The sequence below is a fragment of the Mesorhizobium sp. M0030 genome (assembly GCF_040323695.1).
Classification (GTDB): domain Bacteria; phylum Pseudomonadota; class Alphaproteobacteria; order Rhizobiales; family Rhizobiaceae; genus Mesorhizobium.
Window position 1 is genome coordinate 552,455 of sequence record NZ_JAMYVE010000002.1, and the last position, 12,447, is coordinate 564,901.

Genomic DNA, 12,447 nt, shown 5'->3' on the forward strand with positions numbered 1-12,447 from the left:
AACCTGGACCATCTCGGCGCGCCCATCCTTCGGACCTTGGATTTCCGGGCGGCAAGCGCCTGATGTGTCGAGACCTTCGATCGATGTAACCCCCACATCGATAGATCGCGTCCCACCGCGATGAGGGTCTCTTCACCAGAGAAGGCCTCGCCGCCCGGAAACCTAATGTACACGTTTTTGTAACCTGTCGGAAGTTCCGCATCATGACCACACCAGAACCTTTCAAGGAAGTGCCGCATCGCGGCCTGATCACCGTGGCGCTGATGCTGGCGACGGTCATGCAGGCGCTCGACACCACGATTGCCAATGTCGCGCTGCCGACCATGACCGGCGACCTCGGCGCGTCGCCCGACAACATAAACTGGGTGTTGACCTCCTACATCGTTGCCGCCGCGATCATGACGCCGGTGACCGGCTGGCTGGCCGACCGCTTCGGCCGCAAGGAACTGTTCCTGGCGGCGGTTGTCGGCTTCACCGTGTTCTCGATGCTGTGCGGCATTGCCTGGAGCCTGGAGAGCATAGTGTTCTTCCGGCTGATGCAGGGCGTGTTCGGCGCAGCCATCGTGCCGCTGTCGCAGACCTTCCTGCTCGACATCAACCCCAGGGAACGCCACGGCCAGGCGATGGCCATCTGGGGCGCCGGCATCATGCTGGGGCCGATCCTGGGTCCGACGCTGGGCGGTTGGCTGACCGAGAATTTCAACTGGCGCTGGGTGTTCTTCATCAATTTGCCGGTCGGCATCATCGCCTTCCTCGGCATGGCAGCCTATTTGCCGGTCGTTGCCCGGCGGATCCGCAGCTTCGATTTCTTCGGTTTCGCCATGATTTCGCTCGGCGTCGGCGCGCTGCAGCTGCTGCTCGACCGCGGCGGCGAGGTCGACTGGTTTTCCTCGGTCGAAATCTGGATCGAGCTTGCTCTTTCGATCACCGGCTTCTGGGTTTTCATCATCCATACACTGACGGCGGAACGTCCTTTCATCGACCCCAAGATCTTCCTCGACCGCAATTTCGTCACCGGTCTGGCTTTCATCTTCGTCATGGGCGTGCTGATCCTGGCCTCGATGTCGCTGCTGCCGCCGATGCTGTCGACCATCTTCGGCTATCCGACCGTCACCATCGGCGTCGTCCTGGGGCCGCGCGGTGTCGGCACGATGATTTCGATGCTTGTCGTTGGACGGCTCATGAGCAGGATCGACGCCCGCATCCTCGTCGTCATCGGCTTTCTGCTCACCGCGCAGTCGCTCTACACCATGTCCTCCTTCACGCCGCAGATGGACAATTGGCTGATCCTCAGCTCCGGCGTCATCCAGGGCCTGGGCATGGGCATGGTGTTCGTGCCGCTGTCCACGGTGGCCTTCGCTACGCTCGACGTGCGCTTCCGCACCGACGCCACGGCCCTGTTCAGCCTGGTTCGAAATCTCGGTTCGTCGATCGGTGTGTCGGTGGTGACGGTTCTCATGGTGCGCAACACGCAGGTCAATCACACCGAACTGTCGGCTTTCATCAACCCGTTCAACCCCAATTTGTGGGCGGCCTCGCCGGCGGCAGCAGGCGGCGATCCGACGGCACTTTCGCAGGTGGACCGCATGGTCAACATCCAGGCGATGATGATCTCCTACGTCAACGACTTCAAACTGCTGATGGTGATGACGCTGGTTGCCATTCCGTTTGTCTTCCTGCTGCGCAAGCCGAAGACCGCTCCGGCCGGCGCGGCCGCTCCTGCCGCGCATATGGATTGAGGCGGGCGCCGGTAGCGCTGGCAGCAAGCTGGTTGCCCCTGATGATTTGTTGCTCGGATGATCGTCAAAACCCGCGTGTGCAAAAGAATATCGATAATGAGCCGTTGGAAGTTGATTTGAAATGACATTTGCACCTTTGGTATCTGGTTGCTGACGCCTCCAATTCCGTTACAGTTCATCTTGAATTAGCACATCTGTAACATTGTCAGTCGACTTTCGTCTGGCACGACAGAGGCCCTTTCTTGTTTCAGGTGCCAAACCGGAGGAGGTCTGTTTGGTCACGAAGTCATCCAGAGGATCCGTCGGGGCGCGCGGGCCGGTGGGCGTAGCCGCATTGGCAAGACTGGCTGACGTTTCCTACGATACGCTCGAGGGAGAACTTCGCACGACCATTGCGGGTCTCGAAGGGCAGACCCTGCGCTTCGAGACTGCGATCGAGAATATTTCGCAAGGCATCTGCTTTTTCGATGCCGATGAACGGCTGATCCTGAGCAACCGGCGCTATGCGGAAATCTACCGCATTGCGCCCGAGGAATTGCGGCCTGGCGTGACACTGAGCGAAATAGTCGAACGCCGCGTCGCCGCCGGCACGGCGGCGACGGCCGCCGACACCTATCTCGCAACGGCTCGCTCGATCAATTCGGGCAAGGCTTCGCGGCTCTGGACCGCCAAACTTGTCGATGGTCGCACAATCCAGATCCGTAACCAGCCCATGCCCGATGGCAGTTGGATCGCCACGCATGAGGACATCACTGAACTCCTCGCCAATCGGCAGATCGTCGACGAGCGCATTTCGCTGCAGGCGCTGATCGACTGGGTGCCCGATTATCTCTGGGTCAAGGATACGCAAAGCCGTTTCGTCGTGGTCAACAGCGCCCTTGCGACCGATAGCGGCCGCAACAAGACCAGCGACATGATCGGTTTGACCGATTTTGATCTCCACCCCCCGGAAGTTGCGCGGAAATTTCGCCTGGTCGAGCAGCGCCTGCTCAAGAGCGGACAACCAGTGATCGACGCGGAAGAGTTTGTCGTCGATGCGTCGGGGAACGGCAAATGGCTTTCGTCGACGAAGGTGCCGTTGCGCAATCGCCAAAATGAAATCTTCGGCCTGGTTGGCATTGCCCACGACATCACCGCCCGCAAGCAGGCGGATGTCCTTCGCAGCGGGCAGGCGCAGATCCTCGAAATGATTGCCACGAGCGCGCCGCTGGAGGACGTGCTCGACCGCCTCATGCGCTTCGTCGAGGCTCAGTTGAAGGGGATATTCGGTTCCGTCCTGCTGCTCGACAAGGACGGCATTCATTTGCGTCACGGTGCGGCGCCGGGCCTGGCGAAAGCCTATACGAGCGCCATCGATGGGGCGGCCATCGGTCCCAAGGTGGGATCCTGCGGAACCGCCATCTACCGGCGGGAACCGGTCATTGTTACCGATATTCTGCAGGATCCGCTTTGGGACGATTACCGCGAACTGGCGGCAGCCCATGGCTATCGTTCGTGCTGGTCAACCCCGATCCTGTCGCATCGGGGCGTCGTGTTGGGCGCCTTTGCCATGTATTCGATGACCGTGCGCGAACCCACCCATGCCGAGACCCGCCTGATCGAATTCACCACACACATTGCCGGCATCGCGATCGAGCGCAAATTGGCGGAAGACCAGATCCACTTCATGGCCAACCATGATGCGCTGACCGGCCTGCCCAATCGCGCTTTGCTGGAGGATCGGCTTTCCCAGGCGGTCCTCTACGCGCAGCGATACAATCGCTGGATGACGGTGGTGTTCATCGATCTCGACAATTTCAAACTGGTGAACGATACGTTTGGCCACAATACCGGCGACGAACTCCTCAAGACCGTCGCCAGCCGTTTGGTTGGATGCGTGAAGGCCACCGACACCGTCGTGCGGCTTGGCGGCGACGAATTTGTCATCGTCCTGTTCGACCAAACCACCAATGTCGATGTGGTCTCGGAAACCCTGCAGACGATCAGGGATGCGATCGCGGAACCGGTTCTTGTCGGAGAGCATCGGCTGAGAACGACGGCCAGCATCGGCATCGCAAATTACCCGAAGGACGGGACCAGCCCGGATACGCTGTTGGCCAATGCCGACGCCGCCATGTATCGCGCCAAGGAATTCGGCCGCGACAATTTCCAGTTCTATGCCCCGGAGTTCAACTCAACGGCACATGAAAAATTCCTGCTTCAGGAGGAATTGCGAAACGCGCTCGCCCGGTCGGAATTCGCTCTGCATTATCAGCCACAGGTGGATCTGCGATCGGGGCAGGTTTTCGCCGTCGAAGCGCTGGTGCGCTGGAACCACCCGACGCGAGGCCTGGTTTCGCCGGCGATGTTCATCCCGACCGCCGAGGAGACCGGGCTGATCGTGCCGCTCGGCGACTGGATCCTGCACGAAGCCTGCCGGCAGAACAAAGCCTGGCAGCGCGCCGGTCTGTCGCCCGTAACCGTCTGCGTCAACGTGTCGGCGCGGCAGTTCCGGGAGAAGAACCTGATCGACCGCGTCGTCAACGCATTGAAGGAAAGCGGCCTGGAGGCGAGGTATCTCGAGCTCGAAGTGACGGAAAGCCTGATCATGCAGGATTTCGAGCTGGCGGTCGCAACGATGAACGGACTGCAAAAGCTCGGCGTGCAGATATCGATCGACGATTTCGGAACAGGCTATTCCAGTCTCAGCGCCCTCAAGACGTTTCCGGTGGCGCGGCTGAAGATCGACAAGTCCTTCATCAACGATCTCGCGACCGACGAGAACGATCAGGCGGTCACTGGCGCCGTGATTTCCCTGGGGCAGAAGTTGAACCTTCGGGTGCTGGCCGAAGGTGTCGAAACGGAAGACCAGGTCGCCTTCCTGCGCAAGAACAATTGTGACGAGGTGCAGGGCAATTATTTCAGCAAACCCCTGTCGGCTGGGGATATCGGCAAGTTGATCGCGAAAGGCTGACGGCCGGCTCGCGTCGTAGCCGCTGGTCTTTACTTTCCGAGCACCAGGCTCCAGTAGCGGATGGCGCTGTCGCGCCCGTCGCGTACATAGGCGAGGCCGAAGCGGCTGAAATCCGGATCGAGCATGTTGCGGCGGTGGCCGGCCGAATGCATCCAGATGTCGAACAGTTTCTGCTGGTCGAAGCGGCCCTCCGCGATGTTCTCGGCGGCGGCGCCCCGCACCCCATTGTCCTTCATCCGCGACGCGAAATCCTTTCCCCAGCCCGTCGTGTGGCTCATGCGTTCGCGTGAGGCCATATAGCCGGCCTGCTGCCGAGCGGCCTGCTCGAGCTGGGCGTCCGGCACCAGCGCCGGCAGTCCGGCCGAAGCTCGGATGCCGGCCAGCGTCGCGGTGGCCGAGGACGACACACCGGCGCCTTCGCCGGTCGGCACCGAGACCGTACTGCAAGCAGCGAGGCCGGCCATGGCTGCAAGGCCGATCAGCAGCAGGCGCCTGTTTGGTTTTGGACTTGCTGCGCCAGAGCGGGTTTGCGCGAGCGGATGATTGGTGGTGCAGATCATTGTCATGCCTGCCTGACTTAGCGGCGATCATGGCTTTTGCCGGGCAGGGCTGCGAAAATCTCAATCGCTGGCCTCCGTGCAGGTTCGGCCGGCCGATTCGAATGGGAAGGTCGGCGGCCGATGTAGTCTCGGCGCGCTGCGTCCGATCAGCGTTGCGCGTCGGTCGCCATTTTAAGCGCCAGCGCGGCGAGCACCGTGCCCATCATCCAGCGCTGGATGACCATCCATAGCGGCCGTCCGGCAAGGAAGGTGGCGATCGAACCGGCCGTTACCGCGATGATGGCATTGGCGGTCAGGCTGATCGAGATCTGCGTGGCGCCGAGCACCAGAAGCTGCGACAGCACATGGCCGTTGCCCAGCGAGATGAACTGCGGCAGCAGCGACAGATAAAGCACCGCCACCTTGGGATTGAGGAGATTGGTCATCAGGCCCATCGCGAACAGCTTGCGCGGCCTGTCCTTCGGCAGTTCGCGCACCTGGAATGGTGAGCGCCCGCCGGGCCGCACCGCTTGCCAGGCGAGCCATAGCAGATAGAGCGCGCCGGCAATGCGCAGTGCGTCATAGGCAAACGGCACGGCAAGCAGCAGCGCGGTGATGCCCAGCGCAGCCGATACGACATAGAACAGAAAGCCGGCCGCCACGCCGCCGAGCGAGATCAGCCCGGCCTTCGGGCCTTGCGACAGCGAGCGCGAGATCAGGTAGATCATGTTCGGCCCGGGCGTCAGCACCATGCCCAGGCAGACCAGCGCGAAGGCGAGATGGTTGGCGGTTTCGGGCACGGGCGATCTCCGGGAAGCGGTGACGATACCGAGCACGCGTTTTGACTCACCGCAAGAGCATGATGGCCGGAGACTTTGCGCCAGCGCCGAAAAATGTCGAAAGCGGCGAAGCCGTCAATTTCCCCCGCAAGGGGGAAGATCAGCAGCTTCAACCCTCAGCTCACCACGCGCAGGTTCGAGAGCTCGTTGGCGATTTCCTTGAAATTGTCGGACAGCGTGGCGCCGGTCGCGTTCCAGAACAGTTTTGCAGGCTTGCTCGGGTCGGTCGGATCCTTGCGGAAGCGCGAGTCCGACGAGCACGTCTTCAGTGCCTCCATCGCGCTCTTGTCGCCGGCGTCGGTCGTCGACATATCGAGCGCCACCGTCATCACCATGATGTTGGCCGCCTTGGCGTTGTTGCACAGCGTCGCCATCTGCTCGTTGAGCGCGGCGGTGTAGTTGCTCGACGAATAGTTGAGCTGGCCGATGGCGCTCGACGTGCCGCCGAACAGGCGGGTGACCGCAGTGCCGTTGTAGCCGACGCCGGTATAGCCATAGCCGGCATAGGTCGACTTGTTGCCGGCGGGGTCGGAACTCACCGTCGAATAGGTGTTCTCGCCGTCGGTGAGCACGATGACCACCTTGTCGTTGCCGCGCTCCGTCTCAGGACGTCCTCCTGTGAAAGGCTCCGTGCTGGAGACGGTGCGCCAGCCCCAGGCCATGCCTTCCGGCACATTGGTGTTGCCGTTGGGCGCCATAAGGTCGATCGCAGCCTTGATCTTGGTCAGCCCGGCGGCGTTGGCGACGTCGGTCAGCGGTGTGATCGGCGTGGTGGTGCAGCTGTAATTCGGACCGGCACCCGTCCCCAGCACCGGCGCGTTCATCGGCCGTGGCTGGAAATACTTGGCCATGTTGGACTGCCTGGTCTTGCCGGTGGTGCTCGCCGGATCGTCGTTCCACCAGCTGTTGGCCGCGCCATAGGTCTTGGGAGCCACCTCGTCGGGGTCCTGCGTTATGTACCAATGATTGCCCGGCTCATCCGGCGCGAACATCGGCACGAACATGGTCGCGGGATCGCCGACGCCGGTGCCGGTGTTGTTCGGTCCGCCGGAGGCCGGCGCGTCGTTGACATTATAGGGATAGGGCCGCACTTCGACGCAGCCCTGCCAGCTGGCGAACGGTCCATATGTGTCGTTGTAGTCGTATTCGTTGTGGCTGTCCGAGCATGTATGATTGGCGCGATATTTGTCGCAGACCACGCGTTTGCTGCCGACGATGCGCTCGTGGCTGGTGACCACCTTCATGTCGCGGTAGAGCGAGAAGCGGGTCAGCATCTGCCCCTCCTGCTCACCCCAGCCAGTGCCTTTCTTGTACCAGATGCCGCCGATCTTCTGGGCATATTTGTCGGCTGCGTTAAGCGTGGACCAGGCGAAATTCTCATTGTGGATGGGCGACAGCCCGTAGGCGTCGATCCACGACGCGTTGTCGTTGCTGGCGCCGACATTGACCGAGGCGGCGAACGGCACCAGGCTGAACTGGACCGGCTTGTCGATCTGCTTGATCATCGCGGCCTGCAAGGCAAGCGTGTCGACGAGCTGCTTGGCGGCTTGCTTGAGAAGGTCGATGCGCTTTTGTCCGGCACCCGTGCCCGTGTTCGACATCGACCCCGAATTGTCGAGCACCATGGCCACTTCCAGCGTGTTCTTCAGCCGGACTTGCGAACACACGGAGTAGGTGACGTTTTCCGACGTCCTGCCGATCAGCATCGCCGCTGCCGGCAGGAAATAGGGCTTGTAGACCAGGCTGGCGCACAGCTTGACGATGCCGCCGCCGGTCGTGCTGCTGGGCAGCGTAACGCTGAGCGTCGTGTCGGCGGGATCGACGTGGTTGAGGTTTGCCTTGAAGAAGTCGAGCGCATAGGCCCGCAACTGGTCGTCGGTGGCGCCTTCCACCAGCCGGCGCGCTGTGGCGAAGTTGGCGGCGTCGAGCGCGTTGACCACCCTCTGCTTCTCGCTGACCACGCCGGTGTAGTCGACAGCCATTGCCACGCCGCCCATCAGTGGCACCATCGCCACAACGGTCATCAGAGCGTAATTGCCGCGGCGGTCACGCCAGAAGTCACGCCGGAATGTGCGCCAGAGTTCACGCATGTGATGTAAGCGGCCCCGCCTGCGGATTCTTCAATGCCGCCACAGTTTCACAAAACGTTGAAGGACGGGTTTGGGAAACTGCTCGATTGCGCGGATAGCGCTTCACCAGGCGCTAACCAAATGCGCCAGCTGCCGAACGCAAAACGCCCCGCCGAGGCGGAGCGCCTTGTTCGAAAGATCGCGCCGATCAGCTGACGATGCGCAGGTTCGACAGTTCGTCGGCGATTTCCTTGAAACTTTGCGACAAGGTGGCGCCGGTCGCGTTCCAGTACAGCTTCGCCGGTTTGCTCGGGTCGGTCGGATCCTTGCGGAAGCGCGAATCCGAGGAGCATTTCTTGAGCGCATCTATGGCAGTCTTTTCCGCCGGCTTGGAACTAACAAGGTCGAGCGAGACGGTCATCAAGAGAATGTTCGAATTCTTCGCATTGGCGCAAAGGGTTTGCATCTGCTCGTCAAGCGCGGCCGTGTAGTTGGTCGCCGTATAGGTTGTCTTGGCGAGGGTCGTGTTGACGAACAGGCGGGTCGCAGGCTCCACTGGCTTCGGAAAATTAGGGCCGGTGTAGCCATAGGCGGCGTAGGTCGATCCATTCTTGGCGTAGTTGCTGGTCATGTCGTTGCTGGGGCCGATGCTATAGGTGTTTGCGCCGTCGGTCAGGACGATGACCACTTTGTCGTTGCCTCTTTCGGTGTTCGGCCGGCCTTGCGTAAAAGGCTCGTTGCTCGACACCGTCCGCCAGCCCCAGGCCAGCCCTTCCGGCACGTTGGTGTTGCCCGTCGGGGCCATGGCATTGATGGCATCCGTCAGGATTTTCTTGCCATCGGTGGTGGTTATGTCCTGCAACGGCGTGATCGCGGCGGTCGTGCATGCCGAATTGGGTCCATCATCGGCCGCAGCGGCTGCTGCGTCCCAGGGCTTTGTCAGAAAATACTTACGCATATCCGCCTGGCGTTTGGCGACAGTCAGCGTGTCGGAATAATCGATCCACCAATTGTTGGCGTAACCCCACGTCGATGTGCTGGTGCGAGTTGTGTCGGTCCAGAAATTGCCAGCTTCGTCCGGCGCGAACATCGGCACGAACATGGTGGCGGGCGTGCCAGTGGTCGGCGACGTGTCGTCGTCATTATAGGGATACGGCCTCGCCTCCACGCAGCCCTTCCAGGCTTCGTATTTGGCGACGACGGAGGTCTTGCAAGTGCCGTTCGAGTTTTTCTTCGTACAGGTCGTTGCCATCATGTCCTGATAGAGGGTGAAACGCGTCATCTCCTTGTCTTTGTCAGTGCCCCAGCCCGTGCCGCGCTGGTAGTAAACGCTGCCTACTTTTTCGATCCATTTGGTGGCATTTGCTGCCGCTGTCATCGTCGACCAATCGAAGTTCTGATGATGGATCGGGGAAATGCCGGTCGTGTCCAGCCACGTCGGCAATGGAGCCGGGGGGATCGGAGCGCCGACATTGACCGACGCAGAAAACGGGACCAGCGAGAACTGCACCGGCTTGGTCACCTGCTTCATTTGTGCGGCCTGGAGCGCCATTGTATTGACAAGCTCCGTCGCGGCCTTCTTGAGCAAATCTATTCGCGGCTGGCCGGTGCCGGAGCCGTTGATGCTCATGGAGCCGGAATTGTCGAGCACGAGAGACACTTCCAGCGTGTTTTTGAGGCGGATCTCCGAGCATGCCGATGTTGTGACGTCGGCGGCGGTTCTTCCGATCATCATGGCCGCTGCCGGCAGGAAATAGGGGTGGTACGTCAATTCGGCGCACAGCTTCAGCGTGCCACCACCTGCGTTGTTGTTGGGAAGCGTCACCGTCAGGACCGTATTGGCTGCTTTGACGCGGCCGAGATTGGCTTCGAAGAAATCCTTCGCATAGGCCTTGACTGCCGTGTCGGTCGCCCCGGTGACGATCTGCTGTGCCGTGGCAATCCCGGCGGCATCCAGCGCGTTCAGCATGTTCTGCTTTTGGCGCAAGAGATCGGTGTAGTCGATGGCAAGCGCCAGCGCGCCCATCAAGGGCACCATGGTGATCACTGTCATCAAGGCATAGTTGCCGCGTCTGTCGTTCAGAAATCTGCGGATCATGCCTTCAGCACCCCTGCCAGGACCCCAATATCGGTCCGAAGATGCCCACAAAATCGTTAAATTTCAGGTTGCTGAAATGCGTTCAACATAGGCCGATCTTTTCAAGGCTCGTTAACCACTCGGCCCTGATGACCAGCGGTGCGACATTGTTTCGATAGACCAAAGCTCGGAGAAGGGTGGTTCCTGCCTGTGCAACCTTCGATCAGCCCGTTGCGCAACAGCCTGGCAAGTGCCGAAAAGCTGGTGACAGGATGAAACGCTTCGGTTAATGCGGGGCCGGTTGCGGCGGACCGTCGGCTGCAGCTCTCGCAATGATCGTCACAGCAGGTAAACGGCATGGCGGATTCGCCTGATATCATCGGCTCGCTCGCGGATTTGTCGGGCGCCTACTCGGCCATCCTGTGCGATGTCTGGGGGGTGATCCACAATGGCGAATGGCATTTTCCGGCGGCTGCCCAAGCGCTTGCCGCCGCGCGTGCGGCGAAGGTCCCGGTCGTCCTGATCACCAACTCGCCGCGCCGCAATGCCGATGTGGTGGCGCAGATGAATGCGATCGGCGTTCCCGCCGCCGCCTACGACCGCGTCGTGACCTCAGGCGATGTGACCCGCGACCTTATCGCCGAAGGCCCACGAAAAATCTTCCATATCGGCGCCGACCGCGATTTCACCCTCTATGACGGTCTGGACGTCGAGCTCGTCGAGGAGTTCGAGGCCTCCGGCGCGGTCTGCACCGGGCTGTTCGACGACGAGGTGGAAACGCCTGAGGATTACGCCGATCTGCTGCGCCGGCTGCGCGCCAGGAACCTGCCTTTCATCTGCGCCAATCCCGACATCGTGGTCGAACGCGGCGAGCGCATGATCTGGTGCGCCGGCGCCTTGGCGCGCGACTATGCCCAGCTTGGCGGCCGCACGCTGATCGCCGGAAAACCTTATGCGCCGGTCTATGACGTAGCGCTGCGGGAGGTTGCCGTGCTTCTCGGCCGAGACGTCGCGCGCACCGAGGTGCTGGCCATCGGCGACGGCATGATGACCGACGTCAAGGGCGCCGCCGACAACGGCATCGACGTGCTTTACGTCTCGGGCGGCATTCACGCGCGCGACTATGGCGATCCCATGCAGCCGGACCCCGCCAGGCTTGCAGCCTTTCTGCAAAAGCACGGCTACCGGCCGGTCGCCGTCATTCCGAGACTGCGGTAGGGTTGCTGCATGAGCGCAGCTTTCGAACACATTTCAGCAACCGCGCCGCTGCCGCCGCATTTGCGCGGCGGCGTGGTGGCGATCGGCAATTTCGACGGCGTCCATCGCGGCCACCAGGCGGTGCTCGATCGCGCGCTTGCCGAAGCCGGGCGGCGCGGCGTGCCGGCGCTAGTGCTGACCTTCGACCCGCATCCGCGCAAGGTGTTCAGGCCCGATATGCCGCTGTTCGTATTGACGCCGCCGCCGATGAAGGCGCGGCTGCTGTCGCATCTGGGCTTTGCCGCACTCGTCGAACAGCCGTTCACGCGCGCCTTTGCCGGCCTGTCGGCCGAGGCTTTCGTGACCGATGTGCTGGAGACGAACCTCGGCATCACCCATGCCGTCACCGGCTTCGATTTTCACTTCGGCAAGGACCGGCAGGGCGGTCCTGCGTTTCTGATGGCGGCAGGCGAGCGCCATGGTTTCGGCGTCACCCTGGTCGACGCCTTTCGCGACGAGGGCGCCGAGGTGGTGTCGTCGAGCCGTATCCGCGAGCTGCTCTGCGAGGGAGAGGTCGCCGAGGCCGCAGGCCTGCTCGGCTACCGCTTCACCGTCGAAAGCGAAGTGATCGGCGGCCAGCAGCTCGGCCGCACGCTCGGCTTCCCGACAGCCAACATGAGGCTTTCGCCGGAAACGACTCTGAAGGAAGGGATTTATGCCGTCCGCTTTCGCCGCGCCGACGGCACGCTCTATGATGGTGTCGCCAGCTTCGGGCGTCGCCCGACTGTCGACGACAATGGCGCGCCGCTGCTCGAAACCTTCGTCTTCGACTTTGCCGGCGATCTCTATGGCGAGATCTGCGACGTATCGCTCTTCGGCTTTTTGCGTCCCGAGGTGAAGTTCGATGGGCTCGATGGGCTGGTGGCACAAATGAAGCGCGACGAGGCGGAGGCGCGCGCGCTGCTGGCCGGCGTCAGGCCGCTTTCGGATCTGGACGGCGCCATCGCTTTTTGAGCCTTCCGGCCGCTTACCTC

General features: G+C 61.7%; 8 protein-coding genes. 4 read left to right on the forward strand and 4 right to left on the reverse strand.

Translation table 11 applies throughout. The features are described 5' to 3' along the window. Positions 1-203 precede the first annotated feature (203 nt). Positions 204-1,739 carry a DHA2 family efflux MFS transporter permease subunit gene (locus NKJ80_RS06725; protein ID WP_023671527.1) on the forward strand — a complete coding sequence of 512 codons (1,536 nt, stop codon included), beginning with the start codon at positions 204-206 and terminating at the stop codon, positions 1,737-1,739. Positions 1,740-2,073: 334 nt separating this feature from the next. Further along, the gene (locus NKJ80_RS06730) at positions 2,074-4,692 is read left to right on the forward strand and encodes an EAL domain-containing protein (protein ID WP_352497277.1); all 2,619 of its coding nucleotides are present in this window, start codon (positions 2,074-2,076) and stop codon (positions 4,690-4,692) included. 29 nt (positions 4,693-4,721) lie between these two features. Here NKJ80_RS06730 and NKJ80_RS06735 read toward each other — a convergent pair whose 3' ends face one another. From NKJ80_RS06735 to NKJ80_RS06750, 4 genes are all read right to left on the reverse strand, one after another. Beyond that, positions 4,722-5,252, reverse strand: coding sequence for a CAP domain-containing protein (locus tag NKJ80_RS06735; protein ID WP_023671529.1), 531 nt, complete (start codon positions 5,250-5,252; stop codon positions 4,722-4,724). A 146-nt stretch (positions 5,253-5,398) separates the two neighbouring features. Continuing rightward, positions 5,399-6,031, reverse strand: a complete 633-nt coding sequence (locus tag NKJ80_RS06740; RefSeq protein ID WP_023671530.1) for a LysE family translocator — start codon at positions 6,029-6,031, stop codon at positions 5,399-5,401. A gap of 155 nt (positions 6,032-6,186) precedes the next feature. After that, positions 6,187-8,160 (reverse strand): pilus assembly protein, encoded by a 1,974-nt coding sequence (locus NKJ80_RS06745; RefSeq protein ID WP_023816294.1) that lies wholly within the window; start codon positions 8,158-8,160, stop codon positions 6,187-6,189. Positions 8,161-8,347: 187 nt separating this feature from the next. Further along, positions 8,348-10,237 carry a pilus assembly protein TadG-related protein gene (locus NKJ80_RS06750; protein WP_352497278.1) on the reverse strand — a complete coding sequence of 630 codons (1,890 nt, stop codon included), beginning with the start codon at positions 10,235-10,237 and terminating at the stop codon, positions 8,348-8,350. 336 nt (positions 10,238-10,573) lie between these two features. Between NKJ80_RS06750 and NKJ80_RS06755 the strand changes: the two genes are divergently transcribed. Together NKJ80_RS06755 and NKJ80_RS06760 are read left to right on the forward strand one after the other, a co-directional pair. Continuing rightward, positions 10,574-11,434 (forward strand): TIGR01459 family HAD-type hydrolase, encoded by an 861-nt coding sequence (locus NKJ80_RS06755; RefSeq protein WP_023829494.1) that lies wholly within the window; start codon positions 10,574-10,576, stop codon positions 11,432-11,434. 9 nt (positions 11,435-11,443) lie between these two features. Beyond that, a complete protein-coding gene (locus tag NKJ80_RS06760; protein ID WP_023682976.1) occupies positions 11,444-12,427 on the forward strand; it encodes a bifunctional riboflavin kinase/FAD synthetase in 984 nt (327 codons plus the stop codon). The last annotated feature ends 20 nt before the right edge of the window (positions 12,428-12,447 follow it).

What these genes read in the sequence shown, in the direction of transcription:
- NKJ80_RS06725 (WP_023671527.1), top strand. Translation starts at nt 204, where the DNA reads ATGACCACACCAGAACCTTTCAAGGAAGTGCCGCATCGCGGCCTGATC.
- NKJ80_RS06755 (WP_023829494.1), top strand. Translation starts at nt 10,574, where the DNA reads ATGGCGGATTCGCCTGATATCATCGGCTCGCTCGCGGATTTGTCGGGC.
- NKJ80_RS06750 (WP_352497278.1), bottom strand. Translation starts at nt 10,237, where the DNA reads ATGATCCGCAGATTTCTGAACGACAGACGCGGCAACTATGCCTTGATG.
- NKJ80_RS06760 (WP_023682976.1), top strand. Translation starts at nt 11,444, where the DNA reads ATGAGCGCAGCTTTCGAACACATTTCAGCAACCGCGCCGCTGCCGCCG.
- NKJ80_RS06745 (WP_023816294.1), bottom strand. Translation starts at nt 8,160, where the DNA reads ATGCGTGAACTCTGGCGCACATTCCGGCGTGACTTCTGGCGTGACCGC.
- NKJ80_RS06735 (WP_023671529.1), bottom strand. Translation starts at nt 5,252, where the DNA reads ATGATCTGCACCACCAATCATCCGCTCGCGCAAACCCGCTCTGGCGCA.